We start from the raw sequence: 22,111 nt of genomic DNA, 5'->3' as shown, positions 1-22,111 counted from the left end.
GACAGTCTGGATTGTCGCTATAGCTCCTGGCAATGACGAGCGTGGTCCAAGGTGCTCGCCTCTGCAACTTGATCGTCGTGCCCGGCCCGATCCAAAGGGATCGCGGATGTCCGAATCAACAATGACGATGATGGCGGAAACTTGGATTCCGGTTAATCCGTACCATTACTGAATCCGTGGTCGTGTCGGTTCAGACTGAGCCGGGTTCTCATGCCCCGATCCCGGCGGAGCGCGTCGGGACGCGACAGGAAGACCATCATTGCCTGGTCTATTTGCGCACGCAGATCACGCGCACGACGGCCGCTTTCGCATCCGCCGAGCTGCCATTTGCGGTGACAGCGTTCGCTTTCAGGAAATCACGCACGATACCTGCGGACACCATCACGGCCTGCGCAGCGGGGGCCGAGTTGGCGGGGCCGGCGACGATCGCCGGCTTCAGCAGCGCGATGCCGGCGAATTTGCCGTCGCCGTCGATCGCGGCGCTGCCGGAAAATCCAACCGCCGGCGGCGGCGAGAGCGCGGCAGCGCCGCTCGCGACCGGGGCCAGCGCGGCCTTGAGGCTCGAGACCGCGGCGCCGCCGCCCTGGTTCTGGGGATCGGCGATGCCGACGATATCGACATTCGTCTTCGCCGTGCCGCCGGAAAGATCGAGTGGCCTCAATCCGCGCGCACCATAGATGTGCAACAGCGCGAGATCGTGCTCCTTGTCCTCGGCAAGACGGTCGGCATTGCCGTAGCCGCCGATCGTGAGGGCTAGGCAGCCGTCGGTGACGAGACGGTCTGTGACGATCGCGCCGTCATCGGTGACGACGATGCCGGTGCCATATTCGACCGTCTTGCGCGGTGGCGGGCTCGCCTGCGGCCCTGACGGAAACGCGTTGAAGGCGCTCGACATTGCGATCACGACTGGCTCGACGGTGTTTTCCATGGCCTGGTCGTAGAGGATCGTCATGATCCGCACCTCGTCACCTCTGAAGGTGCCGCGCACGTAAAACTTCTTCAGGCCCTGCAACCCCGACATTACGAAGAAGTCGGGCTTCACCACGGTGTAGTCGATCTTGCGCCCGGCGGGCTCCTTCTTTTCGACTTCGGCGAGCTTTGCGGTGGTCGGGTTCGCCTCCTTGCGGCGGCTCAGCAGCACCTGCACCGTGCCGGTCGGCGAAGTCCATTTCGAGCCGTTGGCATCGCTCGCCTGCTGCGGCACGAGCTTGCCGGGGATGCCGAGCCGCGCGCCGCTGGTCGGCTCCATCACGATCTTCCAGCCGACGCTCTCCTGCTTCTTGCGCGCCGTCTCGGCGAGTACGGCGCGCTCCTGCGGGTTCAGCGCGCCGGTTGGCTTGCCGCCCTGCGCCTTCTGGTATTCCTTGATGGCGTTGACCATGCGCTCGCTGACGTCGCCGGTGATCGCGCCGTTATACTGTCCGACCCAGGCGAGGTCGGATTGCAGGAGAACACGCTCTGCCCGGGCCATGGCGTCCGCGGTCTCGGAGGGCGTTTGCAATGCGGGACGGATCGGAACGGTCTGGACCGTCTTCGGTTTGGCGCCGGGAAGCGGCGGCGTCGTCATCTGCGCATGCGCAGCAGTCGCGGTCATCAACACAAATGTTGCCGCGAGCATCGATCTCATGACAAATCCAACCCGGCCATTGAATGAGGGCTCATTGAAGCACATCTCGTTGGTCGCAAACAATCTCGGGGTGGTTCAGGCCAACTTCCGAGGTCAGACCCTCATCCTGAGGAGCTGGCGCAAGCGTCTCGAAGGATGGAGGCCACTGCTGCTGCAGCTCGGCCTTCATGGTTCGAGACGCGCGTTCCGCGCTCCTCACCATGAGGGGTTGAAAGGACGAAGAACGACGATGCTGAGTCCCGACGAACTCGAACGCTATGCCCGCCATATCGTGCTGCGCGATGTCGGCGGCCCGGGCCAGGCCGCGCTGAAACAGGCCTCCGTGCTGGTGGTCGGGGCCGGCGGGCTCGGCGCGCCGGCCTTGATGTATCTTGCCGCCGCCGGCATCGGCACGCTCGGCGTGGTCGATGACGACGTCGTGTCGCTCTCCAACCTTCAGCGCCAGGTCATCCACACGACGCCCGATATCGGCCGGCACAAGGTCGAGAGCGCAGCGGAGCGGATCGCGGCGCTCAATCCGCATGTACGCTTCGTCGGCCATGCCACCTGGCTCAATGCCGATAACGCGCTGAATCTGATCGGCGACTACGATCTCGTGCTCGACGGCTCTGATAATTTTTCGACGCGCTATTTGGTCTCCGATGCCTGTTTCTTTGCGAAGAAGCCTCTCATCACGGCCGCGCTCGGTACCTTCGACGGTTCGCTGACAACGATCCGCGCGCATGAAAAGAACGAAGCCGGCGAATTCAATCCGACCTATCGCTGCCTGTTCCCGGAAGCGCCGCCGCCCGGCACCGTGCCGGCCTGCTCGGAGGCCGGCGTGATGGGTGCGCTCGCCGGCGTGCTCGGCTCGATGATGGCGCTGGAAGCGATCCGCGAGATCGTCGGCTTTGGCGAGGGCCTGGTCGGCCGTCTCCTGATGCTGGATGCGCGCGCGATGCGTTTCGAGACATTGCGCTACGCACGCGATCCGGCCAATCCGCTCAACGGCGATGGGCCCGTGTTCGACGATCTGAGCATCCACCGCGAGTAGGGGCACGCCACCCAGCGCGCGAGCGGCCGCTGTCCATGAGGAGCGGCGCGGCTGAACGTCAAAGCATGCTCGGCAGCACGCGATCCGGCGGCTTCGGCTAACTAAGGTCCGCCTTGGGTCACGAGGGACAAAACTCACATGAGCGCAAGGTGTCCACTCTCACCCTGACCGCTGACATGCGAGGAAGCGCATTTCCGCCGCGATCGGCCATGTGTGGAAGTTTCCGTTTCATCGACGCGAAGTGAAGAACGCTTTTAAGGGGTCTCAACAAGAATATACCCGCGATTCTCAACGGTATCGAAAGTGCGCATCCCCTTAACGAGGGTCGCAGTTGGCATCCACACCCAGCCAGCGCTCGCAGGGTTGACGTCAAGGATAAGGAATGAGTCAGATTCAGCGTCGTATGCGCCAAGCGGCGAGATATGTCCGGGGCCCTGTTGACCTACGGCCTTGCGTTGGTAGTTGACGATCACATAGTCATTCCGACGCTTGAGGTTATCAACCAAGTCAGTCCGAATATCCTGCTCGGGCTTGCTGTCATCAACGATGACAAGCCTGGTCGTGAGACCATTCGCCCTCAGCATCTCATCGAGCTGACGGATCTGATAGCCGAAATCCTGGACTTGTTTTCCATTGATCGTCACCGGCTCGCCGAGAACTTGCGCGCGGGTCTTCAGGCCTTTGGTGATTACGTTGTCCTGTGTGAAGCGGGGAATAGTGGGATCGTAAGCGCTCGGAATGTACTTAAGGTCTTCTGAATGCAATCGGCTCCGGTCCCGTGGTAGATCAGCGCTCCGACCTCGAACGGCGTTGAGCACAATTGCGGCAGACGCGGGTCCACAGAATGCGCTGTTCGCCTCCGCTTCGAACTGATTGGCAAGGGCGGGAAAGTCCACTTTTGCAGTGGAGCGGGCCAGCAGCGCAAGCCCCTCATCGGACGAGAATGGCACAAGCTGCTGAGAAATGGTCGCCGGTGCATTATCTAGCGCAAATGTTGCCGGAAGTTGTGCCGTCGCTAGCAAGAGCGCGAGTGCAATTCGCGCGAGATGTGACATGGCTACCTCCTATTTCTTGGAAGCCCGACCGAAACGAATCTATCGAGCCCCAAAGGCCGGTTACAGCAGAAATGTTGCCACGTTTTTGCGACTCAGGAGACCAAAGTCGCCTATGGTTCACGCAAGCCGTTGATGACGGCCAAGTGGGACGACTTCCGCTTTACCCTCGGAAGCTGCGTTTATCAGTACAGGCCCTTGGCCCGCCGCGCCTCTAGAGCATGCTCGGCAGCACGCGATCCGGCGGCTTGTGGGCGTCGAGGAAGGTGCGGATGTTGATGATCACCTTCTCACCCATGTCGACGCGGCCTTCTATGGTGGCCGAGCCCATATGCGGCAGCAGCGTCACCTTGCCGGCTTTCGCGAGCCGCACCAGCTTCGGATTGACCGCAGGCTCGTGCTCGTAGACGTCGAGGCCGGCGCCGCCGATCTCGCCGGCTTCGATCAGCTTGATCAACGTGTCCTCGTCGGTCACCTCGCCGCGCGCGGTGTTGACGATATAGGCTTCTTTCCGGATCAGCTTCAGCCGCCGCGCCGAGAGCAGATGGTAGGTCGCGGGCGTGTGCGGACAGTTCACCGAGATGATGTCCATGCGAGCCAGCATCTGGTCGAGGCTTTCCCAATAGGTCGCGCCGAGCTCGTCGGCGATCTTCGGAGCGACCGGGCGGCGGTTGTGATAGTGAATCTGCAGGCCGAAGGCCCGCGCGCGACGCGCGACGGCCTGGCCGATGCGGCCCATGCCGACGATGCCGAGCCGCTTGCCGCCGATGCGGTGGCCGAGCATCCAGGTCGGCGACCAGCCCGCCCAGGGTTTTCCTTCCGTGAGCACCGAGGCGCCCTCGATCAGCCGGCGCGGCACCGCGAGGATCAGCGCCATGGTCATGTCGGCGGTGTCCTCGGTCAGTACCTTCGGCGTGTTGGTGACAGTGATGCCGCGCGCGTGCGCCGCCTCGACGTCGATATTGTCGACACCGTTGCCGAAATTCGCGATCAGGCGAAGCTTGCAGTCGGGCTGATTGATGATGTCGGCGTTGATCTGGTCGGTCACGGTCGGAACAAGCACGTCGGCGGAGCGCGCGGCCTCCGCGATCTGCTCTCGCGACATCGGGGTGTCGTCAAGATTGATCCGGGCGTCGAACAATTCGCGCATGCGCGTCTCGATGGAGTCCGGCAGCTTGCGTGTCACGACGACGAGGGGTTTTTTCTTGACCGACATGTCCTGCTCTCATGAGGCGTCGCTGGTCGCCTCTGTCGTCAAAGGCTTACCGTTCAGACCTCATTAACCCGGTTGTTCGACACTGGCCCTGCCGCATCGTCCCCGGCGTTTCCTTCAAGCTCTCCCGACATTTCCGGCCGGAAAATCGGGCCAAACTGGTTTGTTTGACGCTCGTCCTCTCTAGCAGATGGCCGGGCCAAGACAAGAACCACCGCAGAGCCCGGGAAAGATCCGCGTGGGGCGGGGAGAGGGACATGCGGCATGGATTTGGAAGCAATTCGCGGAATTCGGCTCGCGCCGGGTTCCGGCAGGAGACGGGTCGTGATGGCGTTGGGGCGTTTTTGGTCGGTGGTGGCGCTCGTCTTGGGTTGGCTGGGCGCATCGGTCAGCCCCGGACATTCCGCCAAGGATGCGGTTCAAACTGCGAGCGGCCTTCCCGTGCCGCGCTATGTCAGCCTCAAATCCGACCATGTGAATGTCCGCGCCGGACCGACCAAGGACAATGACGTGGCCTGGGTCTACACCCGCGCCGGCCTGCCGGTCGAAATCACCGCCGAATTCGAGAACTGGCGGCGGGTGCGGGATTCCGAAGGCGCCGAGGGTTGGGTCTATCATTCATTGCTGTCAGGGCGACGCACCGCCGTCGTGACCATGAAGCACAAGGACGATCTCGCGCCGATCTATGATCGCGCCGATACCGAGAGCGCGATTGCAGCAAAGCTTCAGGCCGGTGTCGTCGCCCAGGTCAAGAAATGCATTACCGGCTGGTGCCACGTCACGGGCAACGGTTTTGACGGCTGGATCCAGCAGGAACGGCTCTGGGGCGTCTACGCCGACGAGTTGGTGAACTGACGCCGAAGGCGTCATCCCTGGGCGATGCGTGAGCATCGAACTGTGGTGCGCAATTGCGCACCACAGGATCTCGAAATTCCGGATCTGGTGCTATCGCACCATTCCGAAATGACGCCGAAAATGACAAAGGCCGGGACAAAGCCCGGCCATGACGATCTCAGATCGATTCAGGAAAATCTCAGCGCTTCTTGCGCAGGCGCACGACCATATCGATGCGTGCGATCTCGTAGCCCTCGGGCACGTCGGGCATCTTCGACAGCACCAGATGCGGGTCGGGAATGTCGACCAGCTCGTGGCTGTTCTCGAGATAATAATGGTGGTGCGTGGTGACGTTGGTGTCGAAATAGGTCTTGGTGCCGTCGACACTGACCTGGCGCAGCAGACCGGCGTCGGTGAGCTGGTTCAGCGTGTTGTAGACGGTCGCCAGCGACACCGGAACCTTGGCCAGCGTCGCTTCCTCGTAGAGCATTTCGGCGGTCAGGTGCCGCGCACCCTTGCCGAACAGCAGCCAGCCCAGCGCCATTCGCTGGCGCGTCGGGCGAAGCCCGGCAGCCTGGAGCATTTCGTTGACGTCGTGCCACGGGCAGCCGGTCAAGGCCGGCTGGCGTCCGGAGTGCAGGGACGCGGAATGGGCGGTTTCGTCGTGTTGGTTCGGGGCGCTATCGCTCATTTCCGATTTCAGGGCACGCGTGGAAAAACACTATTGTTCTGCAATATATGGACGGATAGATGCAGGTGCAAGTTTCTCGCAACTAGAGTGGTTCTAAGTCGTTCCGGAACCGGGACGGAATGCGATCATTTTACCCAGTAAAGGGCGCTTTGACGGCGGAAGGGCCTATGATAGAGAGCGCGCGGTCCCGCTTAACCGCTTTTGGCGCAGCCGGGCTCAACGAGGCTTGGCCCGCGGTCCGTCCGGTCGCGCGGTTTTCGCACCTGACGACGGCGAAGGGCGCTCCTTCCGTCGAGAAACGGGGCCATTCTCGCCAAAACTGCCCCATCGGGATTTGAACAGAGGCTCCGGGATGCTGAACAGGCGCAACGGTTACGAATACGAGGATTTGCTGGCCTGTGCCCGCGGCGAGATGTTCGGCCCAGGCAACGCCCAATTGCCGCTGCCGCCGATGCTGATGTTCGACCGCATCACGGAAATTTCCGATAATGGCGGCGAATTCGGCAAGGGACTGGTGCGGGCCGAGCTCGACGTCAAGCCGGACCTCTGGTTCTTTGGCTGCCATTTCAAGAACGACCCGGTGATGCCGGGCTGTCTCGGCCTCGACGCGCTCTGGCAGATGGTCGGATTCTACCTTGGCTGGATCGGCGGCGAGGGCCGCGGACGCGCGCTGGGGCTGAGCGAGTTGAAGTTCGGCGGCCAGGTGCTGCCCGAGGCCCGCAAGGTTGTGTACAACGTCGACATCAAGCGCGTGATGCGCTCGAAGCTGGTGCTGGGCATCGCCGACGGGTGGCTTTCGGTCGATGACGCGATTATCTATCGCGCCAAGGACCTGAAGGTCGGCCTGTTCAAGCAGGGCACGAGCCTGGGCTGACGCAAAGCGCATCACTGAAAGACGATAACGATTAGGACGAGGCTGTCATGAGGCGGGTTGTGGTCACCGGGATGGGCATTGTCTCGTCCATCGGAAACAACACCCAGGAAGTGCTTGCGAGCCTTCACGAGGCGAAGTCAGGCATCTCGCGGGCAGAGAAATATGCCGAGCTCGGCTTCCGTTCGCAGGTAGCGGGTGCGCCGACGCTCGATCCCGCGACGGTGATCGACCGGCGCGCGATGCGCTTCCTCGGCCAGGGCGCGGCGTGGAATCACATCGCGATGGAGCAGGCGATCCAGGATTCCGGTCTTGGGCCCGACGACGTCTCCAACATCCGCACCGGCATCATCATGGGCTCCGGCGGACCGTCGGCCCGCACCATCGTCGAATCCGCCGACATCACCCGCTCCAAGGGGCCGAAGCGCGTCGGACCGTTCGCGGTGCCGAAGGCGATGTCGTCCACTGCCTCGGCGACGCTCGCCACCTGGTTCAAGATCAAGGGCGTGAACTATTCGATCTCGTCGGCCTGTGCGACGTCGAACCATTGCATTGGCAATGCCTATGAGACGATCCAGATCGGCAAGCAGGACGTCATCTTCGCCGGCGGTTGCGAGGAATTGGACTGGTCGCTGTCGGTGCTGTTCGACGCCATGGGCGCGATGTCCTCGAAATACAACGACACGCCCGCCACCGCCTCCCGTCCCTATGACGTCAATCGCGACGGCTTCGTCATCGCAGGCGGCGCCGGTGTGCTGGTGCTGGAAGAGCTCGAGCGCGCCAAGGCGCGCGGCGCGCGCATCTATGGCGAGATCGTCGGCTATGGCGCGACGTCGGATGGCTATGACATGGTCGCTCCGTCGGGCGAAGGCGCGGAGCGCTGCATGCGCATGGCGATGTCGACCGTGAAGACCAAGGTCGACTACATCAACCCACACGCCACCTCGACGCCGGCGGGCGACCCGCCGGAGATCGAGGCGATCCGAAATGTGTTCGGCGCCGGCGACAAGTGCCCGCCGATCTCAGCCACCAAGGCTCTGACCGGCCATTCGCTGGGCGCGACCGGCGTGCAGGAAGCGATCTACTCGCTCCTGATGATGAACAATGGCTTCATCTGCGAGAGCGCGCACATCCAGGAGCTCGACCCGGTGTTCGCCGACATGCCGATCGTGCGCAAGCGCATCGACAACGCCAGGATCGGCACCGTGCTGTCGAACTCGTTCGGCTTCGGCGGCACCAACGCCACGCTGGTGTTCAGCCGGCTGGATGCGTGATCCTGGATTGATCCTTGGGCACGGTCATGCCCCGCTCTTGCGGGGCATCCGGTACGCCGCGGCTTCTCGGCCTATAACGACTGCCTCTGCAATAGCTGATCGCTTGTCTGCGTGGGCGATGATCTCGGAATGATGGGAGCCACCGGGCGATGGAAGGTCTGATGAAAGGCAAGCGCGGTCTGATCATGGGCATCGCCAATGATCACTCGATCGCCTGGGGCATGGCCAAGACGCTGCACGCCCATGGCGCCGAGCTCGCCTTCACCTTCCAGGGCGACGCGCAGGGCAAGCGGGTCAGGCCGCTCGCAGAGGCGCTTGGTGTCGACACCGTGCTGCCTTGCGACGTCGAGGACATCGCCAGCGTCGATGCGCTGTTCGAGGCGCTGCGCGCCAAGTGGGGCCAACTCGATTTCGTGATCCACGCGATCGGCTTTGCCGACAAGAACGAGCTGAAGGGCCGCTACGCCGACACCAGCCGCGAGAATTTTTCGCGCACCATGGTGATCTCCTGCTTCTCCTTCACGGAAATCGCCAAGCGCGCCGCCGATATGATGCCGCAGGGCGGGTCCATGATCACAATGACCTTCGGTGCATCGATGCGCGCGATGCCGAACTACAACGTCATGGGTGTCGCGAAAGCGGCGCTGGAAGCCTCGGTGCGTTACCTCGCCGCCGATTTCGGTCCACGCGGCATTCGCGTCAACGCCATCTCCGCGGGGCCGGTGCGCACGCTCGCCGGCTCCGGCATCGGCGAGGCCCGCGCGATGTTCGCATTCCAGCAAAAGCATTCGCCCCTCGGCCGCGGCGTCACGCTCGATGAGCTCGGCGGCTCGGCGCTGTATTTGCTGTCGGAGCTATCGGGCGGCGTCACCGGCGAGGTGCATTACGTCGATTCCGGCTACAACATCATCCTGATGCCGAAGCCGGAAGACTTGAAGGCCGCAGAGTAAGCCGCCAGTTCGTAGGGGGGCAAAGCGAAGCGTGCCCACCGCTTTTATCGCGTCGCGGAGACATGGTGGGCACCGCGCCTTTGCCCACGCTACAAATCTCAACGCCGCCTCACCCCGCTGCGATCTTCTCTGCGCGCTGGAAGGCCGGCCGCGCCACGCAGCGGGCGATATAGGCGTCGAATGAGGTGCGCGGCGGCACCATTTTGAACATCCGCACGGCAAAGTTCAGCCCAGATCCGATCACGATGTCGGCGGCCGTGAACTCGTCGCCAAGAATCCATGGCCCCTTTGCCAGTGCGGCGTCGAGGACGTCGAACACCTGCGTCGCGCTGCCCCAGGCCGCGGTGGAGGTGGGCACTTCGAGCTTGGTGAAGATCTGGATCAACCCGGGCTCGATGCAGCTTGGCCCGAAGAACAGCCATTGCAGGTATCGCGCGCGCCGCGGATCGGAAGGCATCGGCGCGAGCTTCGTCTCCGGGTAGCGATCGGCGACATAGGCGCAGATCGCAGCCGCCTCGCCGAGCGCGGCTTCGCCATCGACCAGGGCCGGCACCTTGCCCATGGGATTGATCTTCAAGTACTCCGGCGCCTTCTGAGCGCCCGTCGTGATGTCGGTCAGCACGCGCTCATAGGGCAGGCCGGTTTCCTCCATCAGCCAGAGCGCAGAGAAGGAACGCGAGCGGGGCGACCAGTAGAGCTTGATCATGGAGCGGAACCTTTCATCGGGACGAGATGACATCGTTGCATCGCGCGTCTTGTGCAACTTGGCAAGTCGCTACGGCTGGGACGGCAGTCCGTGCTCCATGCGAGATGTTGGTCAACTGTGCCTTTTCCAGCGATAGCACTTCATCATGAATCCGTTCATCGGATTCACTTCCTCCCCCTCGAACACGAATCCTTCACGCTCGTACCAGCGCCACGCCTTTTCGTTCTCGCGCACGCAGCGCAGGACGATTTCGTCGGGCAACTGCGTCCGCGTGAAGGCGAGCAACTGCCGGCCGAGCGAGCGGCCCTGATGGCTTGGTGCGACGAAGAGCTGGTCGAGATAGAGTTTTGGCAGATGCAGCGCCAGCATGGCGGCGATCGTGCCGTTGTCGTCGACAACGAACAGGCTACAACCATCCTCGATCTCGCGCCGCACGCGCGCGCGCAGGTTCGCGAGCAGGAAATTGCTCGCCTCCGCCAAGCCGGTCGAGACCCAGCTCTCCATCCAGACGCGGGCGATCTCGTCGTACTCGTGCGGCTCGGCGGGACGGATGACTGGACTGGACATGGGGATGGGTCTGCCGCCAGCTGATCAGGCCCTGGGATTGCGCGGCATGGCGCTCGCCGCATGCCGCGCGCGCACCTTGCCGGCCGACAGGCATACCACCTCGGAGATTTGCAGGAGCTGCCGCGCCAACGGACTGGTCTTGCGCCAGACCATGCCGATGGTGCGCGAGGGCTGCGGATCGGCAAAGCGTGCGACTGAGACGGAGGCGGATCGCGTCTCCACCGGCAGGGCCATTTCCGGGATCAAGGTCACGCCGATGCCGGCGCTGACCATCTGGACCAGCGTCGACAGCGAATTCGCATCAAGCATCTCGCGCGGCGGGGCCGATTGCATGTTGCAGAACGACAGCGCCTGGTCGCGGAAACAATGTCCCTCCTCGAGCAGCAACAGCCGCATCTCGCGCATCATCTCGCGTGAGGGCACCGGCGTTCCCTCGTCCGTGCTCGGCCGCACCAGCAAAAATTTTTCCTGGAACAGGGCAACTTCGGTCAGCGAGGGTTCGGAGACCGGCAGGGCGACGATCGCGGTGTCGAGCCGGCCCTCCGTCAGCTCCTGGATCAGCTTGGGTGTCATCGTCTCGCGCACGCGGATGTCGAGCTCCGGATGCAGGCGCGTGAGATTCTTGGTGATCGTGGGCAAGAGATAGGGCGCGATCGTCGGGATCATGCCGATGCGCAGGCGGCCGGCAAAGCGGTCGCGCGAGGCGCGCGCGAAGTCGCCGAGCTCATCGACCGAGCGCAGGATCTCGCGCACGCGCTGGGCGAGCTCCTCGCCGAAGCGCGTGAGTGCGACCTGGCGCGCGCTGCGCTCGAGCAGCAAACCGCCGAGCGTCTCCTCCATTTCCTTGATCTGCATCGACAGCGCCGGTTGCGAGATCGAGCAGGCTTCCGCCGCGCGTCCGAAATGGCCGAGACGCGCCAGCGCATCGAAATACCGGAGCTGCCGCAGCGTCAGATTTATCATCAGAAAATCCTATCGCAGCGATCATTAAAGTCAACTTTACCTGATAAGAGGCGACGCCTAGAGTCGCAATACCTGGGTCATGCGCGAAGTTCGACGCCACCAGAGGAGGTATTCATGGACGATCAAGCAAAATGCCCGTTCACGGGCGGAAAACCTGCACCCACGAACCGAGAGTGGTGGCCGAACCAACTGGATGTTCAGGTCCTGCACCGGAATTCCGATCTGTCGGATCCGATGGGCAAGGATTTCGACTATGCCAAGGAATTCAAGACGCTCGACCTCGATGCGGTCATCAAGGACCTGCATGCCCTGATGACCGACTCCCAGGAGTGGTGGCCGGCCGACTTCGGTCACTATGGCGGCCTGATGATCCGCATGGCCTGGCACAGCGCCGGCACGTACCGCATCACCGACGGTCGCGGCGGCGCCGGTGCCGGTCAGCAGCGCTTTGCGCCGCTGAACAGCTGGCCCGACAACGCCAATCTCGACAAGGCTCGCCGGCTGTTGTGGCCGATCAAGCAGAAGTACGGCCGCAAGATCTCATGGGCCGACCTGATGATCCTCGCCGGCAACGTCGCGCTGGAGTCGATGGGCTTCAAGACGTTCGGCTTTGCAGGCGGCCGCGCCGACGTCTGGGAACCGGAGGAATTGTATTGGGGTCCCGAGGGCACGTGGCTGGGCGATGAGCGTTACAGCGGCGAGCGCCAGCTCGCCGAGCCGCTCGGCGCGGTGCAGATGGGCCTCATCTACGTCAATCCGGAAGGGCCGAACGGCAAGCCGGACCCCGTTGCTGCGGCGAAGGACATCCGCGAGACGTTCTTTCGCATGGCGATGAACGACGAGGAGACCGTCGCGCTGATCGCCGGCGGCCACACCTTCGGCAAGACGCACGGTGCCGGCGATCCGTCACTCGTCGGACCTGAGCCGGAAGCCGGTGCACTGGAGGATCAGGGCCTCGGGTGGAAGAGCAAGCATGGCACGGGCATCGGCGCCGACACGATCACCGGTGGTCCGGAAGTCACCTGGACGCAGACGCCGACGAAGTGGAGCAACTACTTCTTCGAGAACCTGTTCGGTCACGAATGGGAGCTGACCAAGAGCCCGGCCGGCGCGCAGCAGTGGAAGGCCAAGACGACCGAGGCGGTCATTCCGGATGCGTTCGACAAGTCCAAGAAGCATGTGCCGACCATGCTGACGACCGATCTCTCGCTGCGCTTCGATCCGGCCTATGAGAAGATCTCGCGGCGCTTCCTTGCGCATCCCGACCAGTTCGCGGACGCCTTTGCCCGCGCCTGGTTCAAGCTCACCCACCGCGACATGGGTCCGCTCGCGCGCTACCTTGGCCCGCTGGTGCCGAAGGAGACGCTGATCTGGCAGGATCCAATTCCGGCCGTCGATCATGAGCTCGTCAGCGAGCAGGACGTCGCAGGGCTGAAGACGAAGATCCTGGCTTCAGGCCTCTCAGTGTCCGAACTGGTCTCCACGGCCTGGGCGTCGGCCTCGACCTTCCGCGGCTCCGACAAGCGTGGTGGCGCCAATGGCGCGCGCATCCGTCTTGCTCCACAGAAGGACTGGGAGGTCAACCAGCCGGCCCAGCTCTCCAAGGTGCTCGGCAAGCTCGAAGCGATCCAGAAGGAGTTTGGCGCAGGCAAGAAGAAGATCTCGCTTGCCGATCTCATCGTCCTCGGCGGTGGCGCCGCGGTCGAGAAGGCTGCGAAGGACGCCGGCATCGACGTGAAGGTGCCCTTCACACCGGGTCGCATGGATGCGTCGCAGGAGCAGACGGACGTTCCGTCCTTCGCGCCGCTCGAGCCGCGGGCTGATGGCTTCCGCAACTATGTCAGCGGCAAGCATCAGTTCCTGAAGCAGGAAGAAGCCCTGGTGGACCGGGCGCAGCTGCTGGGGCTCACCGCGCCCGAGTTGACGGTTCTCGTCGGCGGCCTGCGCGTGCTCGGCGCCAACGCAGGTGGTTCGAAGAACGGCGTCTTCACGGCGAAGCCGGGCACGCTGACCAACGACTTCTTCGTCAACCTGCTCGACATGAGCACGCAGTGGGCGCCGACCGGCAACGGCGCGTATGAGGGACGTGACCGCAAGACCAATGCGGTCAAATGGACCGCAACGGGCGCCGACCTGATCTTCGGCTCGCACTCCCAGCTCCGCGCCTTCGCCGAAGTCTATGCGAGCGCGGATGCGAAGCAGAAGTTCGCCAAGGACTTCGTGGCGGCCTGGACCAAGGTGATGAACGCCGACCGGTTCGACATCGCCTGATCGTTCGAAGCGTCAGCAAACAAACAAAAAGGGCGGCCGAGAGGCCGCCCTTCGTGCTTCTGATGCGGAGAGATTTACTCGCCGGCCGCTTCGCGCGGAGCCTGCTGGCCCTCGGCGGCCTTCTGCTTGGCCTCGAGGTCCTCGCCGGTCTGCTGGTCGACCGCCTTCATCGACAGGCGGGTCTTGCCGCGGTCGTCGAAGCCGAGCAGCTTGACCTTGACCTTGTCGCCTTCCTTGACGACGTCGGTGGTCTTCTGCACGCGGCTGGCCGCGAGCTGGCTGATGTGGACGAGGCCGTCCTTGGAGCCGAAGAAGTTCACGAAGGCGCCGAACTCCATCACCTTGACGACCGTGCCGTCATAGATCTGGCCGACTTCGGGCTCGGATGCGATCGACTTGATCCACTTGATCGCGGCCTTCATCGCCTCGCCGTCGCTGGAGGCGACCTTCACGGTGCCGTCGTCCTCGATGTTGACCTTGGCGCCGGTCTTCTCGACGATCTCGCGGATCACCTTGCCGCCGGTGCCGATCACTTCACGGATCTTGTCGGTCGGGATCTTGAAGGTCTCGATGCGCGGCGCGTATTCGCCGAGCTCGGCGCGGGCCGCGGTCAGGGCCTTGGCCATCTCGCCGAGGATGTGAATGCGGCCTTCCTTGGCCTGGCCAAGGGCGACGCGCATGATCTCCTCGGTTATGCCCTCGATCTTGATGTCCATCTGGAGCGAGGTGATGCCCTGGTCGGTACCGGCGACCTTGAAGTCCATGTCGCCGAGATGGTCCTCGTCACCGAGAATGTCCGAGAGAACCGCGAAGCGCTTGTCTTCGAGGATCAGGCCCATCGCAATGCCCGCGGTCGGCCGCTTCAACGGCACGCCGGCGTCCATCAGGGCGAGCGAGGCGCCACAGACCGACGCCATCGAGGACGAGCCGTTGGACTCGGTGATCTCCGACACCACGCGCGTGGTGTAGGGGAATTCGTGATGCGGCGGCAGCACGGGATGGATCGCGCGCCAGGCGAGCTTGCCATGGCCGATTTCGCGACGCTTGGTGCCGCCGAGGCGCCCCGTTTCGCCGACCGAGTAGGGCGGGAAGTTGTAGTGCAGCAGGAACGTTTCCTTGTACGTACCCGACAGCGCGTCGATGTACTGCTCGTCCTCGCCGGTGCCGAGCGTGGTCACGACCATCGCCTGGGTCTCGCCGCGGGTGAACAGCGCCGAACCGTGGGCGCGCGGCAGCACGCCGACTTCGGCGACGATGTTGCGGACCGTCTTGACGTCGCGGCCGTCGATGCGCTTGCCGGTGTCGAGGATGTTCCAGCGAACGATCTTGGCTTCCAACTCCTTGAACACGCCGGCGACACGGAGCTTGTCGTATTTCGGCTCCTGCCCTTCCGGGAAGTAGTGGGCCATCACCTTTTCCTTGGCGACGCCGACCGCAGCATAGCGCTCCTGCTTGAGCGGGATCGCATAGGCAGCGCGCAGCTCCTGCTCGATCAGGCCGAGCATTTCCTTTTCGATCGCCGAATTATCGATCGTGGTGACCTCGCGCGGCTCCTTCGCGGCCTTCTCGGCGAGCTCGATGATCGCCTTGATCACCGGCTGGAAGTGGCGGTGGCCGAACATCACCGCGCCGAGCATGATGTCCTCGTTGAGCTCCCTGGCTTCCGATTCCACCATCAGCACCGCGTCGGCGGTGCCGGCGACGACGAGGTCGAGCTGGGTGTCGGTCATCTCGTCAAGCGTCGGGTTGAGAACGAATTCGTCATTGGCAAAGCCGACGCGGGCAGCGCCGATCGGGCCCTTGAAGGGCGCGCCGGACAATGTCAGGGCGGCAGACGCCGCGACCATTGCCACGATATCGGGATCGTTTTCCATGTCGTGCGACAGCACGGTGACGATGACCTGGGTCTCGTTGCGCCAGCCGTCGACGAACAGCGGACGGATCGGACGATCGATCAGGCGCGAGACCAGCGTCTCCTTCTCGGTCGGACGGCCCTCGCGCTTGAAATAGCCGCCGGGAATGCGGCCCGCGGCATAGGCCTTCTCCTGGTAGTCGACGGTCAGCGGCAGGAAGTCGACGCCTTCGCGCGGCGCCTTCGCCGCGACGACGGTGGCGAGCACCACGGTCTCGCCGTAGGTCGCGACGACGGCGCCGTCGGCCTGACGTGCGATCTTGCCGGTTTCGAGCTTGAGAGGGCGTCCGCCCCAGTCGATCTCGACTGAATGCTTATTGAACATAGATGTCTTCTTTCATGGGTTCTCGAAAGAAGGGGCGCGTCGAAAAACAAAAACCATGCGCAAGATTGCGGGACGCTGATCGAAACGGATGATCAGCGTCCTGCGATCCTGCCATGGTTTTTGGATTTCGGATGGCGTCCATCCTTTCGGGTCATACGGGCGCCTTGCCCGTTGCGCCCAGCCGCCGGATTGCTGCTGGACTGGTCAGTCGGCATGAGCGCGAACGCCGAATCGCGGCCTTCGACCCTCATGCCCGGATGCGAATCGGTATTGGCCCGCACCCGACATGCGCGTGAGCCTCGATCAAAAACCTTGATAAAAGTGCTTTCGTTCGAAACCACGCGCAAAAACGCGCGCCGGTGGCGCGCGCAAGAGCTCTTAACGACGAATGTTGTGCTTCTCGATCAGCGCCTTGTACCGCGCCTCGTCCTTCTTCTTCAGGTAGTCGAGGAGCGAACGACGCGTCGACACGAGCTTCAGGAGACCGCGGCGCGAATGGTTGTCCTTCACATGGGTCTTGAAATGGTTCGTGAGGTTGTTGATGCGTTCCGAAAGGATCGCGACCTGGACCTCGGGCGAGCCGGTGTCGCCGGCCTTGGTGGCATTCGTCTTGATGACTTCCGCTTTGCGTTCTGCGGCAATCGACATCGTCAATTTCTCTCGTTGCGACCGGTGCTGGCAGTCAGGCCGGTCAGGTTGAACACACGCTTGGGGATGATTTCGCCATTGCCAACTTCGGCAAGCGCGAGAAGCCGGCCTGCCACCGTGACATAGACTGTGCCGCTACAAGTGGGCGCATCCCGTCCGCGCAACAAAACGGCCTGGCCCCGATGGAGCCTTGCCGCATCAGCCCGAGTGACGGCCAGTGCCGGGATGTCGTCCAGCGCGGTCTCAACGGGCAAAAGCGCGTCGGCGAGGCTGCCCTCGCCGGACGCGGCTCTATGGCACAAAGCCTCCAGCTGATCCAGCGGAATCATGTCGTTCTCGCCAAATGGGCCGACCAAGGTCCGCCGCAGCGCGCAGATATGGCCAAAAGCGCCGAGAATCCGGCCCATATCCCGGGCCAGTGCGCGGACATAGGTCCCCTTGCCGCACTCGGCCTCGAACACGGCTCGATCGTTATCTGGTTGATCCACAAGGGATAAATGGTGGATCTCGACCGGACGGGGGGCGAGTTCCACGACTTCGCCGTCGCGCGCCAGGTCGTAGGCACGCTCGCCCTGGACCTTGATTGCGGAATAACGCGGCGGGACCTGCTCGATCACGCCGGTGAACCGGGGCAGCAGCGCGAGGATGGCCTCCCGGGTCGGGCGCTGGTGGGAGGTGGCGGTCGGCTGGCCCTCGATATCGTCGGTATCGCGCTCCTCGCCCCAGCAGACGGTGAAGCGGTAGCGCTTGCGGCCGTCCATCACGAAGGGGACGGTCTTGGTGGCCTCCCCGAGCGCGATCGGCAGGCCGCCGGAGGCGAGCGGGTCGAGCGTGCCGGCGTGGCCAGCGCGCTTGGCCTGGAACAGGCGCTTCACCACCGCAACGGCCTGCGTCGAGGTCATGCCGATCGGCTTGTCGAGCACGACCCAGCCGTGCACGTCGCGCCGGTCGCGGCGCGGCTGATTGTTCTTCTGCTGCTTCTGCTGCTTGGCGCGCGGATCGTTGTTGACGCGGCGCTCCTGCGAATGCGGCGTGGCGTCTGCGCGCAGCTCGGCAAAATTATTTTTCTGTACGTCGCCCGAATCAGCGTCTTCGGTGCCGATTGCGCCGTAAGCCGGGTCCATCATCATCGCTCTTCTTCCCGATCCGAATCCGGATCCTGCTCCAGATCCTTGTCCAAGTCTTTTTGCACCGCAGGCGTTCGCAATAATTTCTCGATCCGTTCCGCTTCGTCGAATCGCTCGTCGACGCGGAAGCGAATGTCAGGTGCAAATTTCAGGTTAACGCGCCGCGCGACTTCGCCGCGCAGGAATTTCTTGTTGCGATCGAGTGCGGCAATCACGCGCTCGGTGTCGTGGCCGCCGAGCGGCATCACGTAGATGGTCGCGAGCTTTAAATCCGGCGACATCCGTACCTCCGGCACGGTGATGATGTGGCCTTCGAGGTCCGCATCATGCACATTGCCTTGCGCCAGAATATCGGCCATCGCATGGCGGACCTGCTCGCCGACGCGCAGCTGCCGCTGCGAGCCGCCGGGCGCGGAACTCTTTTTCTGATGGTGGCGGGGCATTGTCCGAAAAATCACCTCGTCATGCCCGTGATGGGACACGGGCATTGTCATTTGTCATGTCGAAACGAATGAGACGTCGATGGCCGGAATGAATCCGGCCATCGCGCTCTCGCAATTTCAGTTCAAAAAGATCCAGGCGCTTCGGTAAGATTTGGACTTACAGGGAGCGCTGGATCGTCTCCACTCGATAACACTCGATCACGTCGCCCACGCGCATGTCGTGGTAGCTCTCGAAGGCCATGCCGCATTCCTGACCGGCCTGCACTTCCTTCACTTCGTCCTTGAAGCGCTTCAGCGTCGACAGCTTGCCTTCGTGCACGACGACGTTGTCGCGGATCAGGCGCACATTGGCGCCGCGTTCCACGGTGCCGTCGGTGACGCGGCAGCCGGCGACCTTGCCGACCTTGGAGATGTTGAAGATCTCCAGGATCTCGGCATTGCCCAGCATGGTTTCGCGCAGGGTCGGCGCGAGCAGGCCGCTCATCGCCTTCTTCACGTCATCCACGAGGTCGTAGATGATGTTGTAGTAGCGGATCTCGATGCCGTTGCGCTTGGCGGCGGCCGCCGCCTCCTTGTTGGCGCGAACCGAGAAGCCGATGATCGCGGCATTGAAGCCTTCCGCGAGCGTGACGTCGGATTCCGAGATGCCGCCGACGCCCGCATGCAGGATGCGGGCTGCGACTTCCTCGGTGCCGAGCTTCTCGAGCGAGCCGAGGATCGCTTCCAGCGAGCCCTGCACGTCGGCTTTGACGATCAACGGGAATTCCTTGCGGCCCGCGGTCTTCAGCTGCGACATCATCTGCTCGAGCGAGCCGCGCATCCCGGAAATCGAGGCAGCCGCGTTCTCGCGCTTCTGGTGCGCGCGATAGCTGGTGACCTGGCGGGCGCGGGCTTCGTTCTCGACCACCGCGAGACGATCGCCGGCCTCCGGCGGACCGTTGAAGCCGAGCACTTCGACCGGCACCGACGGACCTGCCCCCTGCACCGTGTCGCCCTGATCGGAGATCAGCGCGCGGACGCGGCCCATTTCGGCGCCGGCGACGATGATGTCGCCGACACGAAGCGTGCCGCGCTGAACCAGCACGGTCGCGACTGGACCGCGGCCGCGATCGAGCTTGGCTTCGATCACGGTGCCCTCGGCCGGACGCTCCGAATTGGTCTTCAGGTCGAGGATTTCGGCCTGCAGCGCGATCATCTCCAGCAGCTTGTCGAGATTGGTCTTGTTCTTGGCTGACACCTCGACGTCGACCACTTCGCCGCCGAACGACTCGACCTGCACTTCGTGCTGAAGCAGTTCGGTACGCACGCGCTCGGGCTTGGCATCGGGCTTGTCGATCTTGTTGATCGCCACGATGATCGGCACGCGCGCGGCCTTGGCGTGGTTGATGGCCTCGACCGTCTGCGGCATCACGCCGTCGTCGGCCGCAACCACCAGCACCACGATGTCGGTGACCTTGGCGCCGCGGGCGCGCATCGCGGTGAACGCGGCGTGGCCGGGCGTGTCGATGAAGGTGATCTTCTTGCCGGTTTCGGGCGAGGAGACCTGATAGGCGCCGATATGCTGGGTAATGCCGCCGGCTTCGCCCGAGACCACATTGGCGTGACGGAGCGCGTCGAGCAGCGAGGTCTTGCCGTGGTCGACGTGGCCCATCACGGTCACGACAGGCGAACGCGGCTCGGTGTCGGTGGAATCGTCGACGACGTCGAACAGGCCTTCTTCGACGTCCGAGGCGGCAACACGCTTCACCGTGTGGCCAAGCTCTTCGGCGATGAGCTGCGCGGTGTCGGCGTCGATCACGTCGGTGATCTTGTGCATCGCGCCCTGCTTCATCAGCATGCGAATGACGTCGACCGCGCGCTCGGACATGCGGTTGGCGAGTTCCTGGATGGTGATGGCCTCCGGGATAGTCACCTCGCGGATCAGCTTTTCCTTCGGCTCGTTCGAGGCGTGGCCTTTCAGGCGCTGGGTGCGGCGGCGGAACGAGGCGATCGAGCGCTCGCGGACGTCGTCGGCATTGAGCGCGGTGACGACCGTCAGGCGGCCGCGCTCCTTCTGCGGACCTGGCTTGTGGGTGGTCTTGGGCGCAGCTGCAGGACGCATGGCGCCGCCGGGACCGCGACGGATCTGGCGCGGAGCCTCGTCCTCATCCGCTTCGGCCGCAACCGCCGGTGCGCGGCCAGCCGGAGCGGCCGGTCGCGTCGTGGTGGTTCCCGGCGCGTTGGTGGTCCGAGCCCCCGGTGCCGTGGCAGGACGGGCCCCCGGAGTCGTCGCGGGACGGGCCGCGGGTGCGCGGGCCTGTTGCGAGGCGGGCTGCTCGCCTTCGCCAAAACGTTTCTTGGCCTCGATCTCGGCCTTCCGCTTGGCTTCGTCCTCGTGGCGATGACGTTCGTCCTCGGCCTTGCGGCGGGCTTCAGCGGCCTCGCGCTCGGCGCGCTCGGCGGTTTCGCGGATGGCGCGGCGCTGGGCTTCCTCTTCGGCCTGGCGGCGCTCTTCGATCTCGCGCAGCTTGGCGTCGGCCAGCGCGCTGGCACGGGCGGAACGCTCGTCCTCGGTCAGGGTGCGCAGCACGACGCCGGAATTGGCGCTGCGCGGCGCGGCCGCCGGAGCGGGGCGCGCCGCAGGGGGCGCGGCCGGCGCGGGCTTCGAAACCTCAGGGGTGTGCGGCTCAGGACCGGTGTCTCCGATCCGGCGCTTGCCACGCTTCTCGACCACAACCTGCTTGCTGCGGCCATGGCTGAAGCTCTGGCGCACGGTGCCCGTTTCGACGCGCGGCTTGAGCGTCAGCGTCTTGCTCGGAACGCTCAGCTTCTTGTCGCCAGGGGTCTTGGTATCAACCATTCAGCAGTCCTAATCCTGATCTTGTTATCGTTGTGCGTTGCCGCACTGTCATACCGGTCGTCGTTGTCTTCAGAAATCCTGGCCGCGCTTTTCGGCAGTCTCGTCATCGTCCGCCAGCCGGTATCGGACCAGCACCTGGCTACGTGACAGGAATGTCCTGCTCGCCGGGCCCGCGAGCAGCGCAGCATGTATCACATTTGACCTGCCTAGTGCCAAATCCAATTCTGCCGATTTCAACGCGGTGACGACGGGAATTTGTGGCTTCTCGTCGCGATTCCGCTCGTTTTGCCGCACCAGGGCGTCCAATTTGCGAATTCCGTCCTGGGCTCCGTCACTGGCGTGGATCAGGACCGCGACCGTTCCCTCTTTCAGGGCGGCCTCGACCTTGGCGAAGCCCGCCAGGACCTGGCCTGCCTTGGTGGCAATCGCGAGCGCCTCGGTCACACTCCGAACCAGCAGCGTTTCCGTGTCGGAGGGAAGCGTCGGCGGGACGCGCAAATTGCGCTTGAAAGCCTTGCTGAAATGGTGACGGTGCACGGCTTGCGCAACCGCCTGCCGGCTGGCCGATATCCACATGCCCCGGCCGGGCAGCTTGCGCTTGAGGTCGGGAACAATATCGCCCTGGGGTGAAACGACGAAGCGGATCAGCTCGTCGATCGGCCGGACCTTTCGGCTGACCACGCACATGCGCATGGTCGCGGACCTTTCGGTCCGCGGTCCGTGGTCGAGTTCGGGGTCAGTGCTGGCAAGCATCCGGGCGACATC

19 protein-coding genes are annotated in these 22,111 nt (G+C 63.8%); 6 read left to right on the top strand and 13 right to left on the bottom strand.

What is annotated here, in order from left to right; all coding sequences use genetic code 11:
* Window positions 1-268: 268 nt before the first annotated feature.
* Window positions 269-1,627 carry a serine protease gene (locus QA640_RS00305; RefSeq protein WP_283038823.1) on the bottom strand — a complete coding sequence of 453 codons (1,359 nt, stop codon included), beginning with the start codon at window positions 1,625-1,627 and terminating at the stop codon, window positions 269-271.
* Between the two features lie 229 nt (window positions 1,628-1,856).
* On the opposite strand from QA640_RS00305, the gene moeB reads away from it, so the two are divergent.
* Window positions 1,857-2,660, top strand: coding sequence for a molybdopterin-synthase adenylyltransferase MoeB (gene moeB, locus QA640_RS00300; RefSeq protein ID WP_283038822.1), 804 nt, complete (start codon window positions 1,857-1,859; stop codon window positions 2,658-2,660).
* Between the two features lie 254 nt (window positions 2,661-2,914).
* Here moeB and QA640_RS00295 read toward each other — a convergent pair whose 3' ends face one another.
* Both QA640_RS00295 and QA640_RS00290 read right to left on the bottom strand, forming a co-directional pair.
* Window positions 2,915-3,715 (bottom strand): phytochelatin synthase family protein, encoded by an 801-nt coding sequence (locus QA640_RS00295; RefSeq protein WP_283038821.1) that lies wholly within the window; start codon window positions 3,713-3,715, stop codon window positions 2,915-2,917.
* A 211-nt stretch (window positions 3,716-3,926) separates the two neighbouring features.
* Window positions 3,927-4,928 carry a D-glycerate dehydrogenase gene (locus tag QA640_RS00290; protein WP_283038820.1) on the bottom strand — a complete coding sequence of 334 codons (1,002 nt, stop codon included), beginning with the start codon at window positions 4,926-4,928 and terminating at the stop codon, window positions 3,927-3,929.
* Between the two features lie 324 nt (window positions 4,929-5,252).
* On the opposite strand from QA640_RS00290, the gene QA640_RS00285 reads away from it, so the two are divergent.
* Complete coding sequence (locus tag QA640_RS00285; protein WP_283038819.1) at window positions 5,253-5,780, top strand: SH3 domain-containing protein; 528 nt, start codon at window positions 5,253-5,255, stop codon at window positions 5,778-5,780.
* Between the two features lie 178 nt (window positions 5,781-5,958).
* On the opposite strand, the gene irrA is transcribed toward QA640_RS00285, so the two are convergent.
* Complete coding sequence (irrA, locus tag QA640_RS00280) at window positions 5,959-6,450, bottom strand: iron response transcriptional regulator IrrA (RefSeq protein WP_283038818.1); 492 nt, start codon at window positions 6,448-6,450, stop codon at window positions 5,959-5,961.
* 352 nt (window positions 6,451-6,802) lie between these two features.
* Between irrA and fabA the strand changes: the two genes are divergently transcribed.
* From fabA to fabI, 3 genes are all read left to right on the top strand, one after another.
* Entirely contained in the window at window positions 6,803-7,324 is a 522-nt protein-coding gene (fabA, locus tag QA640_RS00275) for a 3-hydroxyacyl-[acyl-carrier-protein] dehydratase FabA (protein WP_283038817.1), read from the top strand.
* Between the two features lie 47 nt (window positions 7,325-7,371).
* On the top strand, window positions 7,372-8,595 hold the full coding sequence (gene fabB, locus QA640_RS00270; protein ID WP_283038816.1) for a beta-ketoacyl-ACP synthase I: 1,224 nt from the start codon (window positions 7,372-7,374) through the stop codon (window positions 8,593-8,595).
* 149 nt (window positions 8,596-8,744) lie between these two features.
* Window positions 8,745-9,545 carry an enoyl-ACP reductase FabI gene (gene fabI, locus QA640_RS00265; RefSeq protein ID WP_283038815.1) on the top strand — a complete coding sequence of 267 codons (801 nt, stop codon included), beginning with the start codon at window positions 8,745-8,747 and terminating at the stop codon, window positions 9,543-9,545.
* Window positions 9,546-9,654: 109 nt separating this feature from the next.
* Here fabI and QA640_RS00260 read toward each other — a convergent pair whose 3' ends face one another.
* The 3 genes from QA640_RS00260 to QA640_RS00250 form a co-directional block, all read right to left on the bottom strand.
* Window positions 9,655-10,251, bottom strand: coding sequence for a glutathione S-transferase family protein (locus QA640_RS00260; RefSeq protein WP_283038814.1), 597 nt, complete (start codon window positions 10,249-10,251; stop codon window positions 9,655-9,657).
* A 111-nt stretch (window positions 10,252-10,362) separates the two neighbouring features.
* Entirely contained in the window at window positions 10,363-10,818 is a 456-nt protein-coding gene (locus tag QA640_RS00255) for a GNAT family N-acetyltransferase (protein WP_283038813.1), read from the bottom strand.
* A 24-nt stretch (window positions 10,819-10,842) separates the two neighbouring features.
* Window positions 10,843-11,781 carry a hydrogen peroxide-inducible genes activator gene (locus QA640_RS00250; RefSeq protein WP_283038812.1) on the bottom strand — a complete coding sequence of 313 codons (939 nt, stop codon included), beginning with the start codon at window positions 11,779-11,781 and terminating at the stop codon, window positions 10,843-10,845.
* A gap of 114 nt (window positions 11,782-11,895) precedes the next feature.
* Between QA640_RS00250 and katG the strand changes: the two genes are divergently transcribed.
* A complete protein-coding gene (katG, locus tag QA640_RS00245) occupies window positions 11,896-14,052 on the top strand; it encodes a catalase/peroxidase HPI (RefSeq protein WP_283038811.1) in 2,157 nt (718 codons plus the stop codon).
* A gap of 74 nt (window positions 14,053-14,126) precedes the next feature.
* Here katG and pnp read toward each other — a convergent pair whose 3' ends face one another.
* The 6 genes from pnp to QA640_RS00215 form a co-directional block, all read right to left on the bottom strand.
* Window positions 14,127-16,289 carry a polyribonucleotide nucleotidyltransferase gene (pnp, locus tag QA640_RS00240; RefSeq protein ID WP_283038810.1) on the bottom strand — a complete coding sequence of 721 codons (2,163 nt, stop codon included), beginning with the start codon at window positions 16,287-16,289 and terminating at the stop codon, window positions 14,127-14,129.
* A 378-nt stretch (window positions 16,290-16,667) separates the two neighbouring features.
* Window positions 16,668-16,937, bottom strand: coding sequence for a 30S ribosomal protein S15 (gene rpsO, locus QA640_RS00235; protein WP_283038809.1), 270 nt, complete (start codon window positions 16,935-16,937; stop codon window positions 16,668-16,670).
* A gap of 2 nt (window positions 16,938-16,939) precedes the next feature.
* Window positions 16,940-18,067, bottom strand: coding sequence for a tRNA pseudouridine(55) synthase TruB (gene truB, locus QA640_RS00230; RefSeq protein ID WP_283038808.1), 1,128 nt, complete (start codon window positions 18,065-18,067; stop codon window positions 16,940-16,942).
* Window positions 18,064-18,507 carry a 30S ribosome-binding factor RbfA gene (gene rbfA / locus QA640_RS00225; protein WP_283043074.1) on the bottom strand — a complete coding sequence of 148 codons (444 nt, stop codon included), beginning with the start codon at window positions 18,505-18,507 and terminating at the stop codon, window positions 18,064-18,066. The genes truB and rbfA overlap by 4 nt, the downstream gene beginning before the upstream one ends.
* A 157-nt stretch (window positions 18,508-18,664) precedes the next feature.
* A complete protein-coding gene (gene infB / locus QA640_RS00220; RefSeq protein WP_283038807.1) occupies window positions 18,665-21,346 on the bottom strand; it encodes a translation initiation factor IF-2 in 2,682 nt (893 codons plus the stop codon).
* 69 nt (window positions 21,347-21,415) lie between these two features.
* Window positions 21,416-22,099: an RNA-binding protein gene (locus QA640_RS00215; RefSeq protein WP_283038806.1), complete on the bottom strand. Its 684-nt coding sequence runs from the start codon at window positions 22,097-22,099 to the stop codon at window positions 21,416-21,418.
* Window positions 22,100-22,111 lie beyond the last annotated feature (12 nt).

Source organism: Bradyrhizobium sp. CB82, assembly GCF_029714405.1.
Taxonomy (GTDB): Bacteria; Pseudomonadota; Alphaproteobacteria; order Rhizobiales; family Xanthobacteraceae; genus Bradyrhizobium.
This window is presented reverse-complemented; position numbering and strand designations above follow the sequence as displayed.